General features: G+C 36.5%; 25 protein-coding genes. 18 read left to right on the top strand and 7 right to left on the bottom strand.

The window, feature by feature from the left end; translation table 11 throughout:
• The first annotated feature begins 34 nt into the window (after nt 1–34).
• From IPK91_06855 to IPK91_06810, 10 genes are all read left to right on the top strand, one after another.
• The gene (locus IPK91_06855; GenBank protein MBK8296984.1) at nt 35–625 is read left to right on the top strand and encodes a hypothetical protein; all 591 of its coding nucleotides are present in this window, start codon (nt 35–37) and stop codon (nt 623–625) included.
• A gap of 50 nt (nt 626–675) precedes the next feature.
• Entirely contained in the window at nt 676–1,098 is a 423-nt protein-coding gene (locus IPK91_06850) for a 2Fe-2S iron-sulfur cluster binding domain-containing protein (protein ID MBK8296983.1), read from the top strand.
• A gap of 43 nt (nt 1,099–1,141) precedes the next feature.
• Entirely contained in the window at nt 1,142–2,074 is a 933-nt protein-coding gene (paaA, locus tag IPK91_06845) for a 1,2-phenylacetyl-CoA epoxidase subunit A (protein MBK8296982.1), read from the top strand.
• A 92-nt stretch (nt 2,075–2,166) separates the two neighbouring features.
• Nucleotides 2,167–2,448, top strand: a complete 282-nt coding sequence (gene paaB / locus IPK91_06840; GenBank protein ID MBK8296981.1) for a 1,2-phenylacetyl-CoA epoxidase subunit B — start codon at nt 2,167–2,169, stop codon at nt 2,446–2,448.
• Entirely contained in the window at nt 2,449–3,210 is a 762-nt protein-coding gene (gene paaC / locus IPK91_06835; GenBank protein ID MBK8296980.1) for a phenylacetate-CoA oxygenase subunit PaaC, read from the top strand. It abuts the gene before it with no gap.
• Between the two features lie 48 nt (nt 3,211–3,258).
• Entirely contained in the window at nt 3,259–3,741 is a 483-nt protein-coding gene (gene paaJ / locus IPK91_06830; GenBank protein ID MBK8296979.1) for a phenylacetate-CoA oxygenase subunit PaaJ, read from the top strand.
• Between the two features lie 17 nt (nt 3,742–3,758).
• Nucleotides 3,759–4,535: an enoyl-CoA hydratase/isomerase family protein gene (locus tag IPK91_06825; protein MBK8296978.1), complete on the top strand. Its 777-nt coding sequence runs from the start codon at nt 3,759–3,761 to the stop codon at nt 4,533–4,535.
• A gap of 12 nt (nt 4,536–4,547) precedes the next feature.
• Entirely contained in the window at nt 4,548–5,690 is a 1,143-nt protein-coding gene (locus IPK91_06820) for an NAD(P)-binding domain-containing protein (protein MBK8296977.1), read from the top strand.
• A gap of 334 nt (nt 5,691–6,024) precedes the next feature.
• Entirely contained in the window at nt 6,025–6,270 is a 246-nt protein-coding gene (locus IPK91_06815; protein MBK8296976.1) for a type II toxin-antitoxin system ParD family antitoxin, read from the top strand.
• The gene (locus IPK91_06810) at nt 6,267–6,566 is read left to right on the top strand and encodes a type II toxin-antitoxin system RelE/ParE family toxin (protein ID MBK8296975.1); all 300 of its coding nucleotides are present in this window, start codon (nt 6,267–6,269) and stop codon (nt 6,564–6,566) included. The genes IPK91_06815 and IPK91_06810 overlap by 4 nt, the downstream gene beginning before the upstream one ends.
• A gap of 50 nt (nt 6,567–6,616) precedes the next feature.
• Here the strand turns inward: IPK91_06810 and IPK91_06805 are convergent, their stop codons facing one another.
• Nucleotides 6,617–7,411, bottom strand: coding sequence for a hypothetical protein (locus IPK91_06805; GenBank protein ID MBK8296974.1), 795 nt, complete (start codon nt 7,409–7,411; stop codon nt 6,617–6,619).
• A gap of 160 nt (nt 7,412–7,571) precedes the next feature.
• Here IPK91_06805 and paaI point away from each other — a divergent pair, with 160 nt between their 5' ends.
• Nucleotides 7,572–7,991: a hydroxyphenylacetyl-CoA thioesterase PaaI gene (gene paaI, locus IPK91_06800; protein ID MBK8296973.1), complete on the top strand. Its 420-nt coding sequence runs from the start codon at nt 7,572–7,574 to the stop codon at nt 7,989–7,991.
• Nucleotides 7,992–8,042: 51 nt separating this feature from the next.
• Here the strand turns inward: paaI and IPK91_06795 are convergent, their stop codons facing one another.
• The 3 genes from IPK91_06795 to IPK91_06785 form a co-directional block, all read right to left on the bottom strand.
• Nucleotides 8,043–8,456, bottom strand: coding sequence for a DUF1761 domain-containing protein (locus IPK91_06795; protein MBK8296972.1), 414 nt, complete (start codon nt 8,454–8,456; stop codon nt 8,043–8,045).
• Nucleotides 8,457–8,488: 32 nt separating this feature from the next.
• Nucleotides 8,489–8,902: a hypothetical protein gene (locus IPK91_06790; GenBank protein MBK8296971.1), complete on the bottom strand. Its 414-nt coding sequence runs from the start codon at nt 8,900–8,902 to the stop codon at nt 8,489–8,491.
• 138 nt (nt 8,903–9,040) lie between these two features.
• Complete coding sequence (locus tag IPK91_06785) at nt 9,041–9,631, bottom strand: YceI family protein (GenBank protein ID MBK8296970.1); 591 nt, start codon at nt 9,629–9,631, stop codon at nt 9,041–9,043.
• Nucleotides 9,632–10,045: 414 nt separating this feature from the next.
• On the opposite strand from IPK91_06785, the gene IPK91_06780 reads away from it, so the two are divergent.
• The 5 genes from IPK91_06780 (at nt 10,046) to paaZ (ending at nt 15,463) form a co-directional block, all read left to right on the top strand.
• On the top strand, nt 10,046–10,381 hold the full coding sequence (locus IPK91_06780) for a carboxymuconolactone decarboxylase family protein (protein ID MBK8296969.1): 336 nt from the start codon (nt 10,046–10,048) through the stop codon (nt 10,379–10,381).
• 19 nt (nt 10,382–10,400) lie between these two features.
• Complete coding sequence (gene arsS / locus IPK91_06775) at nt 10,401–11,438, top strand: arsenosugar biosynthesis radical SAM protein ArsS (protein MBK8296968.1); 1,038 nt, start codon at nt 10,401–10,403, stop codon at nt 11,436–11,438.
• Nucleotides 11,439–11,582: 144 nt separating this feature from the next.
• On the top strand, nt 11,583–12,791 hold the full coding sequence (locus tag IPK91_06770) for an acetyl-CoA C-acyltransferase (protein MBK8296967.1): 1,209 nt from the start codon (nt 11,583–11,585) through the stop codon (nt 12,789–12,791).
• A 120-nt stretch (nt 12,792–12,911) separates the two neighbouring features.
• The gene (locus tag IPK91_06765; protein MBK8296966.1) at nt 12,912–13,370 is read left to right on the top strand and encodes a hypothetical protein; all 459 of its coding nucleotides are present in this window, start codon (nt 12,912–12,914) and stop codon (nt 13,368–13,370) included.
• 11 nt (nt 13,371–13,381) lie between these two features.
• Nucleotides 13,382–15,463 carry a phenylacetic acid degradation bifunctional protein PaaZ gene (gene paaZ, locus IPK91_06760; protein MBK8296965.1) on the top strand — a complete coding sequence of 694 codons (2,082 nt, stop codon included), beginning with the start codon at nt 13,382–13,384 and terminating at the stop codon, nt 15,461–15,463.
• A gap of 3 nt (nt 15,464–15,466) precedes the next feature.
• On the opposite strand, the gene IPK91_06755 is transcribed toward paaZ, so the two are convergent.
• Both IPK91_06755 and IPK91_06750 read right to left on the bottom strand, forming a co-directional pair.
• The gene (locus tag IPK91_06755; protein MBK8296964.1) at nt 15,467–16,195 is read right to left on the bottom strand and encodes a helix-turn-helix transcriptional regulator; all 729 of its coding nucleotides are present in this window, start codon (nt 16,193–16,195) and stop codon (nt 15,467–15,469) included.
• A complete protein-coding gene (locus IPK91_06750) occupies nt 16,179–16,340 on the bottom strand; it encodes a hypothetical protein (GenBank protein ID MBK8296963.1) in 162 nt (53 codons plus the stop codon). The genes IPK91_06755 and IPK91_06750 overlap by 17 nt, the downstream gene beginning before the upstream one ends.
• Nucleotides 16,341–16,493: 153 nt before the next feature.
• Between IPK91_06750 and IPK91_06745 the strand changes: the two genes are divergently transcribed.
• Together IPK91_06745 and IPK91_06740 are read left to right on the top strand one after the other, a co-directional pair.
• On the top strand, nt 16,494–18,635 hold the full coding sequence (locus IPK91_06745) for a TonB-dependent receptor (protein MBK8296962.1): 2,142 nt from the start codon (nt 16,494–16,496) through the stop codon (nt 18,633–18,635).
• Nucleotides 18,636–18,639: 4 nt separating this feature from the next.
• Nucleotides 18,640–19,260 (top strand): HmuY family protein, encoded by a 621-nt coding sequence (locus IPK91_06740; protein ID MBK8296961.1) that lies wholly within the window; start codon nt 18,640–18,642, stop codon nt 19,258–19,260.
• A 64-nt stretch (nt 19,261–19,324) separates the two neighbouring features.
• On the opposite strand, the gene IPK91_06735 is transcribed toward IPK91_06740, so the two are convergent.
• Nucleotides 19,325–20,485 (bottom strand): DUF3179 domain-containing protein, encoded by a 1,161-nt coding sequence (locus tag IPK91_06735; protein ID MBK8296960.1) that lies wholly within the window; start codon nt 20,483–20,485, stop codon nt 19,325–19,327.
• Nucleotides 20,486–20,496: the final 11 nt, after the last annotated feature.

The raw sequence follows: 20,496 nt of genomic DNA, 5'->3' as shown, positions 1-20,496 counted from the left end.
TTGAACTCTGCTGTGATTATGGTAAATTTGCGCTATGTCACATGAATTGTACGAGTTAAAAGTACAAAATATAAGCCGCGAAACCGATGATTGTGTAAGTGTTGAATTTGCAGTTCCGGATTCATTACAAGATATTTTTCAATATTCACAGGGCCAATACATTAGTCTTGAAAAGGAACTAAATGGTCAACTTTTACGCAGATCGTATTCCTTGTGTTCCGCCCCTTTTGAAAAAAAATGGCGCATTGCAGTAAAAGAAGTGCACAATGGGGTTTTTAGTTGTTTTGTAAATCAACAACTTAAAATTGGAGATATCCTTTCCGTTCAAGTACCAGCAGGACGATTTTTTACAAAACTGAATCCAGAACAATCCAAACGATATGTTTTTGCAGCGGGAAGTGGTATCACACCGATTCTGGGAATTATTAAACAAATTTTAAAGGTAGAGCCCGAAAGTTCTGTACTATTATTTTATGGCAGTCAGCGAACGGAACAAATTATATTTTTGGAAGAATTATTAGCGCTTAAAAATTTAAATAAAGAACGCCTGGCACTTCATTTTTACTTTCTAGAGAAGAAACAGAAGAAGAATTATTTCACGGTCGAATCAATGCAGAGAAACTAAAGCGATTTACGCAAAGCATCTTTAAAATTGAAGACATCGATGAGTTTTTCATGTGCGGGCCAGAAACCATGATCCTTGAACTTCGTGAACAACTTCAGCACATGGGAGTGGATCCTCACCATATCCACATGGAATTGTTTGGAGTGCAAATCCAAAAACCAAAACCACATTTTAATCATGCATCGGATACTGAAATCTGTTTAGTTCGCATGACTTTGGATGGGCGCACCTTTGAATTTAGTTTGCCTTTTAATACAGATAATTTATTGGATGCAGCTTTAAAGCAAGGTGCAAATTTGCCCTATGCATGCAAGGGAGGGGTTTGTTGTACATGCAAAACCAAACTTGTAAAAGGCGATGTAGAAATGATGGTTAATTATGGATTGGAAGCAGATGAAATTGAAAATGGATATATTTTAAGTTGTCAATCCTTTCCGAAATCATCAAAAATTGAAGTTAATTTTGACAAATAACAAGCAGTTAATTAATTGAACCCATTAGTAAATAATACAGCCTATGTTGCGCATTGATTTGGAAGGACATTTTCAAGAAAAAATTGACAAAGAAGATCGGATTGAAGCAAAAGATTGGATGCCTGAGGCTTATCGGAAAACATTGATTCGACAAATCAGCCAGCATGCTCATTCTGAAATCGTTGGGATGCTTCCTGAAGGAAACTGGATTACCCGAGCACCCAGTTTAAAACGTAAAGCCATTTTGTTAGCAAAAATTCAAGATGAAGCAGGTCATGGATTGTATTTATACAGTGCGTGTGAAACATTGGGGATTGATCGGGAAGAATTACTAAATGAATTACATACAGGCAAAGCAAAATATTCGTCGATTTTTAATTATCCGGCATTGACCTGGGCCGATATGGGTGCAATTGGCTGGTTAGTAGATGGAGCGGCTATTATGAATCAAATCCCTTTATGCCGAACTTCTTATGGACCTTATTCAAGAGCCATGATCCGGATTTGTAAGGAAGAAAGTTTTCATCAACGACAAGGTTATGAAATCATGTTGACCCTTTCCAAAGGTTCTGATGAACAAAAAAACATGGCACAAGATGCCTTAAACCGATGGTGGTGGCTAAGTATCATGATGTTTGGTCCAAATGATAATGATTCTACGCATTCAGCGCAAAGTATTAAATGGAAAATAAAGCGTTTTTCTAATGATGAATTGCGCCAACGATTTATTGATATGACCGTTCCACAAGCTGAATTAATTGGTTTAAAAATTCCAGATCCGGATTTAAAATGGAATGAAGAACGTAAATCCTACGATTTTGGAAAAATTGATTGGGATGAATTTTGGAATGTTGTAAAAGGAAATGGTCCGTGTAATAAACAACGCCTTAAGGATCGAATTCAAGCCTATGAAAATGGTGAATGGGTTCGGGATGCTGCGGTGGCGTATGCGGAGAAGAGGAGGGAGAAAAATTAATTACGAATTACGAATTACGAATTACAATGATTTTATTTACTAACAGCCCAACAGCCCAACAGTCTAATAGTCTAACAGCAAAAAAACCTCTTATGAAAAACTGGCCCTTATTTGAAATATTTATTCGGAGCAAGTCCGGATTGAATCACAAACATGTTGGAAGTTTGCATGCAGCAGATGCACAAATGGCAATTGAAAATGCGCGCGATGTTTATACACGCAGACAGGAAGGCATTAGTATCTGGGTTGTAGAATCAAAATACATAAGTGCTTCGGATCCGGTGGATAGTGATCCCTTTTTTGAACCTGCTTTGGATAAAATTTATAGGCATCCTACTTTTTACGATTTGCCGGATGAAGTAAAACACATGTAAATGAATACCAATTCTCAACATAAAATTGATTACCTGCTTTATCTTGCCGATACTGCTTTGATATTGGGTCAACGTCTTGGGGAATGGTGTGGTCATGGACCGGTTTTAGAGCAAGATATTGCTATGACCAATATTTCTTTGGATTACATAGGTCGCTCCAGATTGCTTTACCAATACATTGCTACACTTTCTGAAACAGAAACAGATGAAGATCGGCTTGCTTTTTTAAGAGATGAGCGTGAATTTAAAAATGTATTGATGGCCGAACATCCAAATGTTGATTTTGCGTATTCTGTTGGTAGGCAGTTTTTATTGGAAGCTTTTCATTTTCCCTATTATACTGCTTTAAAAAACAGTGCAGATCCTCAGCTTGCAGCGATCGCAGAAAAAACGGTGAAAGAAACAGCCTATCATTTAAAATGGAGTGCAGAATGGGTCATTCGATTGGGTGATGGCACCTCCGTTTCACATCAAAAAATGCAAACGGCTTTGGACGAATTATGGTCCTATACAGGAGAATTATTTACACCTGCCATATACGAACAAAGCATGCTTGAAGAACAAGTAGCACCGGATTTAAGCTTAATTCAAAACAGCTGGAATCAGAAGGTACAACAAGTACTTGCTGAAGCCACTTTGGTTCAACCTCAAAACCAGTGGATGCAATCAGGAGGGAAAACAGGCATTCACTCAGAAGCTATGGGTTATATATTAGCAGATATGCAATACATGCAACGCTCCTATCCGGGATTGACCTGGTAAGGGATTGCCCATGGATGGAGTTCCAGCCTTTTATTGATAATAAACAAGATGATCACAAGGGAACATATTTTCGAAATTTTAGAAACCATATTGGATCCTGAAGTTCCCGTATTGAGTGTTGTGGATTTGGGAATTATTCGCAAGGTAGAAATCCTTGATGAACACGTTAAAATTCAAATTACACCAACCTATACCGGTTGCCCTGCAATGAAATTGATTGAAATGAATTTGCAAGCGGCTTTTGATGTAGAAAAAATTTCAGTAAGCATCGAAACGATTTTAAGTCCAGCCTGGACAACCGATTGGATGAGTGCCAGCGGAAAACAAAAATTAAAGGAATACGGCATTGCAGCTCCTGTTGGATTTTCAGGACGTATTCCAGCATTATTTGAAAGAGAACTTGCGATTGCTTGTCCCCGATGCCAATCAGAACACACAGAAAAAATCAGCGAATTTGGTTCGACAGCATGCAAAGCACTTTACCGATGTTTGGACTGCAAAGAGCCCTTCGATTATTTTAAATGTCATTAATGCGTATATTTGAAAGTATGGAATTTATTAATTATCAATTGGAGGATTCAATAGCCTGGATTACTTTAAATCGGCCACAGGTTTTTAATTCATTTCATCGGGGAATGGCTATGGAATTAATTCAATTATTGGATGCCATTCAGGCAGATGATTCCGTTCGATGTGTAGTCATTACAGGAACAGGGAAAGCATTTTGCGCCGGACAAGATTTGCAGGAAGCCATGGATCCTGAAGGTCCGGGATTGGAAAAAATATTGAAAGAACATTACAATCCAATCATCTTAAAAATCAGAAACTTGGATAAGCCGGTTATTGCTGGTGTAAATGGGGTTGCTGCAGGAGCAGGTGCCAACATTGCATTGGCATGTGATGTGGTGGTTGCCAGTGAATCTGCTTCATTCATTCAGGCATTTTCAAAAATTGGATTGGTACCAGATAGTGGTGGCAGTTATTTTTTACCCAGATTGATTGGGTGGAATAAAGCATCCGCATTAATAATGACAGGTGATAAATGTACAGCTAGCGAAGCTTTCCAATCAGGAATGATTTATAAAATGTTTAAAGACGAGGAGTTTAAAGAGGAGCTTAATAAGCTGGCATGTAGAATTGCACAAATGCCTACCAAAGCATTGGCCTTGACTAAAAAATTATTGAATCAAAGTTTTGGCAATAATTTAGAAGAACAATTACAGGCCGAACTTCAGTATCAAAAAGAAGCCGGTGAGACAGCGGATTACAAAGAAGGAACGCAAGCGTTTTTAGAAAAACGGATGCCAGTTTTTAAAGGCAAGTAAGATCATCAATTCATGAAAACATTTAAAATAGGAGTCATAGGTGCAGGTACCATGGGAATTGGAATTGCACAACTTGCAGCACAATCTGGTCATGAAGTGATCTTGTATGATGAAATGGAAGCAGCCATGCAAGCTGCACAAAAAAAATTACAAGAGGTTTGTAATAAGCTGGTGGAAAAATCCAAATTGACAGCCCAGGAAGCCGTGGCGATCATGGGTCGGATTTATTTTGTCAATCAGTTGCAAGCTTTTGAATCCTGTCATTTGATAATTGAAGCCATCGTTGAAAATTTACAGATCAAAAAAAGTTTATATTCAAAGCTGGAACCAATTGTTTCCCCAGAATGCATACTTGCCAGCAATACGTCTTCATTGAGTATTTCAGCATTGGCTGCAGCGTGCAACAATCCATCACGTGTTATTGGACTGCATTTTTTTAACCCGGTACCATTAATGCCTTTGGTTGAAATCATTCCGGCTGTTCAAACCAATCGGATTCATGTCGATGCATTGCAATCCCTCATGGAGTCCTGGTCAAAATGGCCGGTTGTGGCAAAGGACACTCCTGGTTTTATTGTAAACCGAATAGCGCGTCCGTATTATTCAGAAGCGATCCGTATCTACGAAGAAGGCTTTGCAGATTTTGCAAGCATTGATTATGCTATGACCAGTGTGTATGGATTTAAAATGGGACCTTTTGCCTTAATGGATTTTATTGGCAATGATATTAATTACGCAGTGACGCATTCAGTTTGGGAATCTTGTTTTTTTGAAAGCCGATACAAACCCTCGTTTACACAACGCAATTTAGTAGCAGCGAATTGGCTGGGAAAAAAAACTGGTAAAGGATACTATGATTATTCAAACGAACTTCCCGGACCAAATATCAAGGATCCTGAATTAATTAAAAATATAGCCTGGCGGATTTTAGTAATGCTTATCAATGAAGCGTACGATGCCTTGTATTATAAATTGGCAAGTTATCAGGATATTGAAGCGGCAATGACCAAAGGTGTCAATTATCCAAAAGGCTTATTGTCTTGGGGAGAAGAAATTGGGAAACAACATTGTATTGATACCATGAATCGCTTGTATTTAAATTATAAGGAAGAGCGATACCGCGTCTCTATAGGCTTAACTAATCATGTTTATTAATTTTAACTGAATGTTAGTATTCCTTTTAAAACAGTGATATTGTTCCATTGCTATTGGTAATCTACATTGCTTTGTTTTCGACAAGTTGATTTCCTGGAAGGAAGGTTTTTTTCTTTACCAAAGTTATTGTGGTTATACTCACAGAGGAAGTTGAAAATATTGTCTGGGTGTCTTTTAAGTTATAAATTATTGATTATTGTATCAAGAGTCTAACAAGCAGGATCAGAAAATTTAAATTTTGACGGAGAGGTATTTTTAACTAAAAAAGACTTGGTTTGTTTTAATTATTTATTGACAAAATTACCAAAAATTGGTATTTTTGTAAAAAAATAGCATGTCTAAAAACACATCGATTTCACTTGGGGATCATTTTGAGGAGATAATTGAAAAAGGTATTAAATCTGGAAGATTTGCCTCAGCCAGCGAAGTAATAAGGGCAGGATTAAGGCTTATTGAAGTTGAAGAATCAAAAATTCAACTTTTAAAAGAAGCCATTGAAAAAGGAGAAGAAAGTGGATATGTCAAAAAATTTGATCCAATAAAACACCTGGCTAGTTTGAACGACAAGCACGCTAAATGAAATTTCTTTTTGAGTTAAGTAATTTGGCTAAAACAGATTTAGAAGAGATTTGGATTTACACAGTAAATGAATGGTCCATTAGGCAAGCAAATAGTTATTATAAGTTTATTATCTCAAAAATTGAAGATATCTGTAAAAATCCAGCAATTGGAAAGTCAATTGCCAACATCAAACAAAATCATAAGGTTTTAAAAGTAAAATCGCATCTAATTGTATACCAGATAAAGGATGAAAAAATATGGATCGATAGGATCTTGCATAAGAGCATGGATGTTGAAACTAGAATAAAAAATTAATGCAACCTTCATAGCAAATTTAACCTATCTGCTGATAAAGGTATTCTCATTTATTCCTTATAAAACAGTGATTTTATTCCATTGCTACTGGTAATAAGCATCGCGCCGTTTTCTATATAATATTTTCCCAGATGGACTGTATTGGTTTTGCCATCTTCTATAGTAACCAGATACAGTTGATTGGATACATTGTACCAAAATACATTGGGCAATGCCTGAAAACCTCCTTCACTTTGTCCTAAATAATTGGATCCGCTGAGGGTTGTTTGAGATCCTCCATCGGCTACTGCGCCGTTGCTGTAAAGGATTAATTTTTGACTTGAACTCGCACCCATATAAGTATCTCCAAATCCAGAATTGTATTGTTCTTCTTTTCTCCAAATTCCGCTTAGTTCTGGATTGTGTTGAGCCTCTTTTGGAAATTTAAAATTTATGGCCTGGTTACTTGGGCTTGAATTTGAATGAGCAGGTGGCTTAGCATCAGATGCTTGTTGATCCTGGTTCAAGTTAAAAATCAGAGGTTCTGTCATTCCAATCTCTGCTAAAAATAAGGAGACGATTAATTGTTGTGATTCCAACTTTGCAGTAAATTGAAAATCAAGTCCCATGGATGCCTCGGTAGCGAATCCTACTAATTGGGATTCTTTTAATTCAGCTTTGATGTTGAATTTTTGCTGACTGTCTTCCATAGTCCCTTGAAACTGATTGGCAGAAACGAGTTGCAAATTGAGTTTAACCTGATCTCCATTGACCTGTCCTGAATACGTTCCACTAAAGGATGTTTGAGAAAAAAGACTCACAAAATAGCAGGTGGTTAACAGTAAAAAGCAAGTTGTTTTTTTCATGTGAGTTAAGTAATTAATCAAAGTTAAACAATTAAATCTGAATCAAGTATTTGAGCAAATATAGATGCTAGGGTAGTGTAGTAGTAGAACTTCAAAGGGTTTTAGGTCTGGACTTTATAAATGATCCATTCATTGATTACTTTTGAATAAAATTGAAGGCATGAATTTAAAGTCCAGGGTAACGGAAATTGTGGATCAAATGTATTTTAACGATCCTTTCAGTTTGTGGTTGGGTATTGAACGAATTGAGGAAGGCTTGGGGTATGCAAAAATTCGGATGAAGGTTCGTAAAGAAATGTTGAACGGATTTGGGGTAGCTCATGGTGGGATCAGTTTTTCATTAGCAGACAGTGCATTTGCATTTGCCTGCAACAGCCATGGAAAACATGCGGTATCGATAGAGTGTTCGGTAAATCATGTGCGGCCTATTTTTGAAGGAGACGAATTAACTGCAGAAGCCAAAGAAATATCCAGAACCAAGACCTTAGGAAACTACGACGTGGTGGTCCGCAATCAAAAAGAGGTCATTGTGGCATTATTTAAAGGCCTTGTTTTTGTAAAAGATGCTGAATGGAAATAAAAAAACCGTTGAAGCGAACTCCAACGGTTTATAATAAATGAGCTTATTAAATTAAGATCTTCCCAACCACCAGCCGACAAGTCCGGCAGAGATGGCCCACATGATTGTAGAAATCATGACATCTAAAAGGGCGCCACTCATTTGCATGCAATTGGTTGTACCGTACATCAGCATGTCCCATCCAAATGAAAAAAGAAAGCCAATGATAGCTCCCGCTTTAGCTCCACCCATAAAAGTTGTAATTCCTGCCCAACTGCTCCACATAAATGCTACCAGATAGCCAATGACTAGATTACCTATAATCAATGCCCACCAAACCATTTCGCTGTCTGCACGCATTACATTGGTTGCTGATCCTGCCATTCCGGCCAAGGCCTCTTTAAAAAGGATTCCATAAAATAGCCATCCTAAAAGGAAAGACGATAAACCGCCAATTACTGCGGCAATTATAATTTTTGAATTCATAATCGTTTGTTTGTAATTAAAAAATTAAGAAATTAAGATCTGCCAAGCCACCATCCAATCACAGCACCGGCAGAAGCAGACATAAAAATTGAAATTGGAACATCCATAAAGATGCCATTAAGCTCCATCATATTGCTGGTTGCATACATAATGAGGTCATAACCTATAGAAAACAATGCACCAACGGTAGCAGCAGCTTTGGCACCTCCTGCCCAGCTGGTTACACCTGCCCAGTTACCAAGAATGTAAGCCATCCCTAAACCCGTAGCAATATTGCCAATGGCAATTGCCCAAAGAAGCATATCTGCTTCCCCTCTCATGACACCGGTGGCGGAACCCATGGAGCTGTTCATAGCATCTTTCAGTAAGACCCCATAAATCAACCAACCCAGCAGGAAATAACATACCCCGCCCAGTAGGCCAGAAATCAATGTTTTTGTGTTCATAAAATTTTTGTTTTGTTTGAAAAAAACGTTTTGTCATTTCAAATATACGAAATGTTTGATATGAAGGTCAAGTATGAACATAAAAAAACCGCTGCAAATAATTGCAGCGGTTTATATATTATAAAATTATTTAATTTGTTATTTCTTGGTTACAAGCTTTACATTGATATCAAATTCATCAAAAATGGTTTTGTCGCCCAAGTTTTCAAAAAAGGATCCTGAACCATATTTTACATTATAATCAGCACGGTCAATTTTTATTTCTGCATTGGCAATTTTATTGCCATTTTCTTCTTTAACTGTTGCAGAAAATTTAATAGGTTTTGCAGTTCCTTTAACGGTTAAATTTCCGGATATTTTATAAAGTTCATTCCCTTGGTGCATTGCTTGCGTAATTACAAATTTTGCAGTTGGATGATTGGCAGTCCCAAAAAAGTCATCGCTTTTTAAATGACCGACTAATTTATCTGCGTATTCACCGGTTAAATCAGTGCAGAGAATACTGGTCATGTCAATTTCAAAACTTCCACCTACAAGTTTGTTTGCATCAAATTTCAATTCACCGGATTTCATTTGGATGGATCCTTGGTGTTTTCCCGAAACTTTATAACCAGTCCAGGACACAGACGATTGTTGTAAATCCACTTTATGTGCTACAACAGCTGGTTTAAAACCAGATTGAACCAAAAATAGGGTTCCTAAAAAGCATAGTAAAATCATTTGTTTCATTGCTATTAATTTAAGTTTTTATTTAATGTAAGTAAATGTATTATTCATTCAAATTGTTTAACCGATTTAATAAACTGATTTCTTTTTAACACCAATTTAACTAGCATTCAGTTAACATGTACTGCGAATTAACTCAGGTATAATGGGCAAGAAATTAAAAGGTTTAGTTTATTATGTTAAATGCTTCACTGACCCGCTCGAAACAAGAATTTTCAAGGATGAATTGGTTAGTTTAAAAACTTTTTTGGATCCAGGTACGGGATCTCAATTTATAAAATTGATACGATTCCATTATAGGAGCTGGCAAATTTTATAAATTTAACTAAGCCAAGTATTTTAATAGCCTATGCACTTTAATTTGTCCTTGATGAATATAGTGTAGGATTCAATTATATTTGCAGAAACTTAATTTAAATGAGCAATCACTATTACAACGCAGTTGATTTATCCAAATTTGGAAATATAGGAGAATTTAAAAAGGATCTTGCAGACAAATTTTTTTCCTGGTATGGAGATGTATTTAATGAAGGGGCTTTAACCGTTCGCGAAAAATCATTGATTGCACTGGCTGTAGCTCATGCAGTCCAATGTCCTTATTGTATCGATGCATATAGTACTGATGCCTATGAAAAAGGATACAGTGAAGCACAAAGGATGGAGGCCGTGCATGTTGCTGCCGCTATCCGTGGAGGTGCTTCTTTGGTTCACGGGGTTCAGATGATGAATAAAGTGAAGGAAATCAGTATGTAATTAGTACGGCATTCAAAGTATGAAAAGTTTAAAAGCAATGCATCATGCATTGGCAGATTCAGGGTATCAGATTAATTTATTAGAACATGAAGCGAATTTAATTCCCTTCACACAAAAATTGATTGAGTCTAATCTATATCCATTGCAACCAAGAAATCTGGAAATCTTTCAGATTAATATTGGTAAAATGTGTAATCAAACCTGTAAACATTGTCACGTGGATGCAGGTCCGGATCGTAAAGAGATCATGACGCAAAACACTATGGAAACTTGTTTGAAAATTTTACAATCCAACAAGCTGTTTACTGCAGTTGATTTAACTGGTGGAGCTCCTGAAATGAATCCGCACTTTCGTTGGTTTGTCGAACAAATCAGAGCGCTTGGAATTCATGTGATGGTTCGATGTAATTTAACCATTATCCGTGCCAATAAAAAATACCATGATTTACCTGATTTTTATAAATCAAATCAGGTGGAAGTGATTTCTTCATTGCCTTTTTATTCTAAAGATCGTACCGACAAACAACGCGGAGATGGGGTTTTTGAAGATTCCATTGAAGCTTTACAAATGTTAAATAAAGTTGGTTACGGACTGCTAGACAGTGGACTGATTTTAAATTTAGTTTATAATCCATCTGGAGCATTTTTACCTGCTGATCAATCCATCCTTGAAAAAGAATTTAAACAAAGTTTACAGCGGGATTTTAATATTGTTTTCAACCAGTTGTATACAATTACTAATATGCCAATCAGCAGGTATCTGGATTATTTATTGGTAAGTGGTAATTATGAAAATTATATGAATAAACTCATTCAATCATACAATCCAATTGCTGCTTCAAACGTCATGTGTAGAAATACCTTGAGTATTGGATGGGATGGATTCATATATGATTGTGATTTTAACCAAATGTTGGATTTGAAAGTACACGCAAACAGTCAGCACATCGATGATTTTGATATCAATGAACTGATGCACCGGAACATCGTAGTCAACCAACATTGTTTTGGATGCACTGCCGGTTCTGGCAGCAGCTGTGGTGGAACCCTTGCTTAATTTAAACCTGTTATTGGACCGACATAAACCTTTCAATGAGCTTATTGTTTTGCTGTCTATCGGGACAATCTGGTTGACATAAATTAGCTAATTTTGCTTAACAATTGCTCGGGTTTTTTATAATATATTATATAATTATTTAATATGAACGAATGTTACCTTGTCAATGGCATCCGCACTCCCATTGGTAAATTTGGCGGAAGTTTGGCAAACATTCGTACAGATGATTTAGCAGCACTTCCCCTTAAATGGTTGCTTGAATTGAATCCAACCATGGATCCAATGCGTGTTGATGATGTATTATTGGGTTGCGCCAACCAGGCTGGTGAAGATAACCGGAACATTGCCCGAATGGCCTTATTATTGGCGGGTTTACCCTGGAGCGTTCCTGGAGAAACTGTCAATCGATTGTGTGCTTCAGGTTTGGCGGCAGCAGTTAATGGCTTTCATGCAATACGATCTCATGAAGCAGAGTTGATTATTGCCGGAGGAGTCGAAAACATGACACGGGGTCCCTGGGTTATTTCAAAAACATCCACTCCTTTTGGCAGAGATGCCGAAATGGCTGACAGCAGTTTCGGCTGGCGTTTTATTAATGGTAAAATGAAAACGCTTTATGGCACAGAAGCGATGGGAGAAACTGCAGAAAATCTGGCTAGAAAGTATTCAATATCGAGAGAGGCTCAAGATGCATTTGCATTTCACAGTCAGCAAAAAGCGTTTGCAGCTCAACAGTCCGGTCGTTTGGAAAAAGAAATTCATCCAATTGAGTTGCATTCAAAAAATGGCAACGTTTCGATATTTGACAAAGATGAATTTATAAAAGGATCTACAAGTATAGAAACACTCTCCAATTTAAAACCGGCATTCGATAAATTGAATGGTACGGTAACTGCTGGAAATGCATCTGGATTAAATGATGGTGCCGCGGCCATCTTGCTGGCATCCGAAAAAGCGATACAAGAACATCAACTGAAACCATTAGTGCGCATTGTTTCCTCAGGAGTCAGCGGAGTCGAACCTTCTATTATGGGAATAGGTCCAGTGCCTGCAACAGCAATCGCACTAAAACGTGCAGGATTAAAGTTGGATGATATGGATCTTATTGAATTAAATGAAGCCTTTGCTGCACAAGTTTTATCTTGTCTAAAAGAATGGAACATCGAATGGAATGATCCTCGCTTAAACCCAAATGGGGGCGCAATAGCACTTGGACATCCTTTGGGTATGTCGGGCACACGTTTATTACATTCTGCGGCCATTGAACTGCATGTTCAACAAAAGAAATTTGCATTGGTTACCATGTGTATTGGAGTTGGACAAGGATATGCTTGTGTGTTGGAAAGAGTTTGATTAATTAAGAATTAAGAATTTCGAGCTACGAATTTTTTGAACTTATTTTAGTATTTATTGCTTTGTTTAGGAAATACTAATTTTTTTTTTTAATACGTTGTTTTTGTTTTAAAAATTGACATGAAAGAAAATTTTCTTAAAAATGAATACCTTCCATTGATTCGCAGTTTGAATCCAGACAGCAATCGAAAATGGGGAAAGATGAATGTGCATCAAATGATAGAACACATGACCCAAGCATTTAGAATGGGAAATGGAAGGGATATCTATACCAGCATTCTTACTCCAGATGAACGAATTTTAAAAGCACAGGCTTTTGTTATTTCGGATATTCCTTTTAAAGAAAATACAAAAAACATTTTACTTCCAGATGAACCACTCCCAGTTGAAAAGCATTTGTTGGAGGAAAGTATCACTGAACTGGAAACAGAAGTAAATCATTTTTTTGAAACCTGGTCAAAAAATCCTCATGGTATTATAAGAAATCCTTTTTTTGGAGATCTTGATTACGAACATTGGGTTGGACTTCTTTACAAACATGCCTGGCATCACTTAAATCAATTTGGCATTACACAATAACTAATTAAGCTATGAGTAAACTACAAAGTTTTGCATTAGGTTCCTGGATTGAAGGCGATGGGGAAGGTCAAATTTTACTGAATGCTGTAAATGGTGAACCCATTGCATCGGTATCTAGCAAAGGACTTGATTTTTCAGCAATGCTCAATTATGCCAGAACCCAAGGCGGTCCTGCATTACGAGCCATGAGTTTTCAAGAAAGAGGCAGAATGTTAAAAGCATTGGCTTTGTATCTCTCTGAGCGGAAATTAAATTATTATCCACTTAGCTATAAAACGGGTGCAACTAAAACAGATAGTTGGATCGATATTGATGGAGGGATCGGTACTTTATTTGCATATTCAAGTCTGCGAAGAAAATTTCCCAATCAGTCTTTTTATGTCGATGGTGAAATGGCCGGTTTATCTAAAAACGGCAGCTTTATTGGACAACACATTATGGTGCCTAAAGAAGGGGTTGCTATTCATATCAATGCATTTAACTTTCCGGTATGGGGTATGCTGGAAAAAATTGCTGTTAATTTGTTGGCAGGAGTTCCTGCAGTTGTGAAACCAGCAACCATCACAACATTTTTAGCAGAAGCAGTTGTTAAAGATATCATAGCATCTGGCATCTTACCAGCTGGTGCTTTGCAATTGATTTGTGGATCAGCGCATTCAATTTTGGATTCAGTTACCAATCAGGATGTTGTAACCTTTACTGGGTCTGCCAGTACAGGACGCATGCTTAAATCGCATCCACAAATTTTAAATGAATCGGTCCCTTTTAATATGGAAGCGGATTCATTGAATGCTTGTATTTTAGGTTTAGATGTCGCACCTGGATCCGCAAATTTTGATTTATTTATCAAGGAAGTGCACCGGGAAATGACTGCAAAGTGCGGTCAGAAATGTACCGCCATTCGACGAATTATTGTACCACAACAATGGATTGCTGAGGTGCAAGCTGTATTGTCACAAAGATTGCAAAAAACCATTATTGGAAATCCGGAATCAGAAGCAGTGCGCATGGGTTCATTGGCTGGAATTACTCAATTAAATGAAGTAAAAGAACGGGTAGCTCAATTGAGTGAATTTTCTAAAATAGTTTATGGAACCTTAGATTTTCCAGAAATTATAGGAACAGATTCTAAAGCCGGTGCATTTATGTCTCCCATACTTTTGTTAAACGAATTTCCATTTAAAAATTTAATATCCCATGAACTGGAAGCATTTGGGCCAGTGAGTACGATATTAGGATATAATACAACAGAAGAGGCGGTAGCAATTTCTAAGTTGGGTAAAGGTTCATTAGTTTCTTCCATTGTTACAAACGATCCTAAAATTGCAAGTGAATATGCACTTCAAGCGGGAAGCCATCATGGCAGAATTTTAATTCTTAACGAACGATGTGCAAAAGAGAGTACCGGTCACGGTTCCCCAATGCCTTTGTTAATGCATGGCGGACCAGGCCGTGCTGGTGGAGGTGAAGAAATGGGTGGTATTCGCGGAGTAAAGCATTACATGCAACGTGTGGCCTTGCAAGGTTCTCCGGAAATGGTAACTGCGATTACTCAAGTATATCAGCAAGGAGCTTTAGCAAATCAAACTCCAATCCATCTATTTAGAAAATATTTTGAAGAATTGCAAGTTGGAGATCAATTGATTACAGCAAATCACACCGTTTCAGAAGCCGACATTACCAATTTCGCAAACGTTAGTGGGGATAACTTTTATGCACACATGGATGCAACCTCTTTGGAAGGAACTTTATTTACAGGAAGAGTAGCACATGGGTATTTTATTTTATCCAAAGCGGCCGGTTTGTTTGTCGATGCAAAAAAAGGTCCTGTATTATTGAATTACGGAATTGATGAATGTCGATTTACAAAACCGGTTTATCCAGGCATGACCATTGGTGTAAAGTTGACCGTAAAAGAAAAAGTAGATCAAGATAATACAATTAAAATTCCTGCAAAAAACGAATCAGAACTTCAAGAAGAAGTGAAGTGTGGAATTGTCCGCTGGTTAGTTGAAGTAATAGATCAGTCAAATGAAACGGTTGCTATAGCTACTATTTTAACAATGGTAAAGAAACAACAACAAGGAAATTAGATCTTAGGAATTGCTGCTTAGCTTTTTCGGCGTGACTCCAAATTGTTTTTTAAATGCTTCAATAAAATGGCTTGTATTGCTATACCCAATTTCAAAAGCCGCCTCTTGAACCTGAAACTTGCCGGAGCTTAATAATTGTTTCGCTAATTCTAATTTATGAGCCATCAGAAAATGATAAGGGCCTTGTCCATAAATTTCTTTAAATCCGGTTTTTAATTGAAATTCATTTAGCTGAACTTGCTTTGCAAGTTCAGGAATTGTTGGAGGTTTTCTATAATTTTTTATTAAAATTTCTTTCGCAGCTTTAATTTTTCGCACCGTAGTCTCATTTTTTAGAAACGGACAATTTTCTGTAGTTTGTGTTTTTTCAGAATAGAGTAAACTGAATATTTCCAGTATTTTAGCTTGAAAAAATAAGCGACTGTAATTTTGCAACTTACTTTTTTGTAACACCTGGTTAAGTACAACCATTAATTCTGCCGGTGCTTCTTTTTCTTCGTAGGATTTAGAATGAATAAAGGAAGGATTAAAAATAGGAGCTGCCTGAGTTTCCGGACTGTATAGCTGGTGTAATTTTTGCAGACTTAAATGCAACCAGATAATTGATGATGGAGTTTCACATTCAAAACTACATTCTAATTCTTTTTCGGGATTGTAAATTATGAAAATCTTTTCTGGTTCAAGTTTGCGGCTATAAAATGGACTAAATCTAAAATTAATCGGAGTATTCAAGCAGAAAAAAATGAACCCGGAGCTTACTTAATTGGTGCGATTCAATTTGAAATTCAGGATTTAAATCAATTACAGCTAGTTGTAAATCGGGTTCATCAAAACAAGGTTTGGTATTTCCGATCTGGGTATTTTTTTTATTGGGCATGATAGGATTTTAAACAAGCAATCAGCTAAAATATGACTGTTTGGCCATATTATAGGATCAAAGTAAAAAAAAAATGGCTAAATTCATACGCCAAGATATAACGTTTTGGGGTAGGCTTTATTCTGAATGGGTTATTTTTAAATTCATTGCTGTATGACTTTTGTGGTCCGAATGAGATTGTTGACCATTATATGCCTGATTTTCCTATTGAATAAGCTTATAGCCCAATCGGATAGCATTCAGCTCAATGAAGTAATAATTACTGCTACTAAAACAGAACGGAGTATTGGGACAGTCCCGATGCCGGTTTCTGTTATTAAAGCTAAAATGATCAACCTGAGTGGATCAAGCCGTCTGCAAGATATTCTCAACGAACAAAGTGGTTTAAATGTAGTTGCTCAAATCAATGGTTTTGGGAATGGCATTCAAATGCAAGGTTTAAATCCTGATTACACTATGATATTATTGGATGGTGAACCGATTATCGGAAGACTGACTGGTAATCTTGAATTAAATCGGGTCACACTGGCCAATGTAAAAAAAATTGAAATTATCAAGGGCCCAAGCTCAAGTTTGTATGGCTCAGAAGCCTTGGGTGGCGTTATCAACATTATTACAAAATCTCCCTTACAAAGTCAATTGGATTTGGGTTTGAAGTATGCCACAAACAATACTGTAGATGCATCTTTAAATACCAATTGGAATCATTCCAATTTAAATGTCAGTCTATTTGGAAATCATTACAGAACCGCTGGATTTGATTTTCACCCTGATATTTATGGACAAACGGTGTCACCGTATTCTAATTCCACCTTGCAGTTTCAGATTAAGCAAGACTGGAATGGTAAACATCTTTTATTGTTGAATACAAAAGCTTTTAGAGAAAATCAGGAAAACAACTACCAGGTTGTTAATGCATCAGATTCAATCCGGGTCTTTGGGAAAACGCAAATCAATGACTACAGTATTTCACCACAATACAAATTGAAAATTGGAGAACGGGCATTTGTAAACCTTACAAGTTATGGAAGCATGTATCAAGCATACACCTATCTAAATCAAAATGTCAGTGGGCTTGCATACTATACAGATAGTTTTGAACAACGATTGTTTAAACCGGAAATTCAGGCAAGTTGTTTTTTTAATGCTGCACATAAATATACAATAGGTGCAGGTTTGGCATATGAAGGTGTAAAAACCAACCGCTATGATGATGACAAGTTTCGGATTCAACTAACCAATTATTTATACATACAACATGAATTCAGTTGGCGCAATAAAGTCGAATGGGTAAATGGAATTCGTTATGATATGAATCCTGTTTATGGCAATCAATGGAGTCCGAAAACAGCCATTCAATGGGCAGTGTTTCCTGAATTAAAACTAAAAACTTCTTTTGGAACCGGATTTAAATCACCTGATTTTAGATATTTATATCTGAACTTCAGAAATGCTGCAGCCGGATATTTTGTGTATGGCACCAGTGAGTTAAAATCTGAATTGGAATCATTAGATCAAAAAGGTGAAATTCAGCAATACCTCTATGATGTCAATTTAATTGGTAAACTCTTTCCTGAAAAATCAATTGCTATTAATCTTGGAGCACAATATGATTTTCATTCTAAAGCTCAATTTGAAATAAATTTATTTAGAAACGATTTAAAGAATTTGATAGAAACACAGGCAGTCGCAATTACTAAGGATCTCAAGACAATTTATTCATACTCAAACATAAAAAAAGCATATACACATGGAATTGAGGCCAGTATTCGATTTAAAATTAAGGATTGTATCCAGACTGAATTAAATTCCCAGGTATTATTTGCTAAAGACAAGGAAGTTTTAAAATCTATTGAAGATGGTCTTGTTTTCGGTAGAGACCCAGTAACAAAAGTAAGTTATCAGATTTCAAAATCTGATTATTTCGGTTTGTATAATCGTTCCCGGCATACTGAGTCGATTAAATTATTTTACGAAAATTCTAAATCAAATTGGAATGCTTCATTTAGGCTTATCTATAAAAGTAAATTTGGAATTTCAAATACTGCTGGCAGCGTTCAGGGGAATGTAAGGCCATCATCAGATGCCAATTCAAATGCAATATTAGATCGCTTTGATCATTTTGTTTCTGGTTATTTTCTCTGCAATATTTCCATTTCAAAACTTTTTTATTCTAAATTAAAATTCCAGCTTGGTGCTGACAATTTATTTAATTACAAAGATCCAGACCGAATTCCAAATTTATTTGGACGCAATTTGTATATCACTATTAATTATAAACTTATAAAAAATTGAAATTATGAAAACATGGTATTTATTATTGGGAGTTGGAATTATAAGCAGCCTACTTTCATGCAGTGATGATGATCCAATTACAGGAGTTAACATTCAAACTGTAAATATTAACAATCTGGCTGCAGATCCTGCCACATCTTATGATCCGAATACCGGTGCACCTTCAGGGTTTTCAAATTTATTTACCTTTTTTAGATTTTCAGATAGCACGATTGTACCGAATTCCGACAGCGCTACTGCAAAATGGGATATTGCATTTCGTTCAACAACAATTTTAATCAATAGTCAATCCAGTGGACCCGGTCAAGCTGAAGCATTTACATTTAATGGTTTATTTTCTGATTTAAAAGTAATTCCACAAGATTCGGTTTTCAAAAAGGACCTTACACCAACAGAGCTTGCTATCGGTAAATCTTGGTACAATTATGATCCGGTAAGTTATATTATAAGTCCAAAGCCAGGTAAAGTATTTGTAATAAAAACAAATAATAACAAATATGTTAAAATGGAAATTTTAAGTTTTTATAAAGATGCTCCGGCAAATCCAAATGCCCAAAGGGACCCTGCGCGATATTATAGTTTTCGCTATGTCATCCAAAATGATGGAAGTAAAAAATTTGAATAGATTGAAATGCGGTTTTATAGAAAGCCCGATAATTGTTATCGGGCTTTCTAATTTAATTACCTGTTTAATAAATTCGAGAATTTGAATGAAAGGTTCTCCAGCTATGCCAAAATTCCTGGTATGCCGGTAAGGATATGAGATTTTTGGATGCATCAGTTTCTGGGCAATCGATACACTTTCCATTTAAACTATAACGAAACTGATCCAGGAAGATGGTGTCTTGTTTAAGGTTGATGTTTTTAAATTCGAACGGGACTTCAAAAGCAAAATAGTCTGCATTCGAAGTTGTCAATGTGATAAAGCAATTTTGACCACCTAAATTAAACACAATTTGTTTTTCGCGTTGCAGACGATTCCAATCAATTGCTAGATGTTCATTATTTTTTGAGATGCCAATGACCCAGGATTTTTCTCCCCATGAGCTTGTATCAGTCTTTGTTAAAGATCCTTTTGACTTTCCTTGTTCAAATAATGCCAGACTATCATAGCTTGAATTAAAAGCAGGATCCGCCTGCATGATTTTACTGTTTGGATATAATGCCAACCATTGAGCTAAACTGAGCTGTGTACTCGGAAAAAGTTCCAGCATTTGGCCTTTCAAGGGTCCGGTAATTGCTTCTCCATTTTCTTGTCGCCACCAGCTTCCGGTTTTTGAATCTTCAAACATTGCATTGAACTGATCCATCCCAACCAGTCGAAAAGTTTCCGTTTGCCCATTAACTTGTGGTATAAAAACTCTTCCGGAGCGACATACAGAACAATAACTAATTAATGCATCCTGCCCATTAATTTGATCACGAACCTGATGGTGGTAGGTTAGAAATGAAATGGGATAGGCTTTTGCTTCTTGACCTTGTTGGATTCCAATAATTTGACGGGTTAAAGGAATCTTATTTTCTGAAGAATTTTTTAAAATGAGTTGTTTTGGTTGATAAAACATAGTGTCAGCCATCATTTGAGTTTCTATGAAAGTAATTGAAAAAATCACAAACACAAGAAATAGCATACTTTTTATTTTGGACTGCTGATATGCAAAGTGTAGGTTTAGTAAAATTAATAAACAACAAATACTTCGAATCAACCATCTGTTTTGATGTAATCCATAAGCAATATCCACAGTTTGAAATTTTTGACTACCAGGAAGTGGCATTATAAAATAGACTCGCAAGAATTCAAACAGTAGGAGGGCCAACAAACTAAAGAAATACCACTTTAACGATTTCATATTGAATTGAG

The organism is Saprospiraceae bacterium (assembly GCA_016712145.1).
Classification (GTDB): Bacteria; Bacteroidota; Bacteroidia; order Chitinophagales; family Saprospiraceae; genus Vicinibacter.
This window is presented reverse-complemented; position numbering and strand designations above follow the sequence as displayed.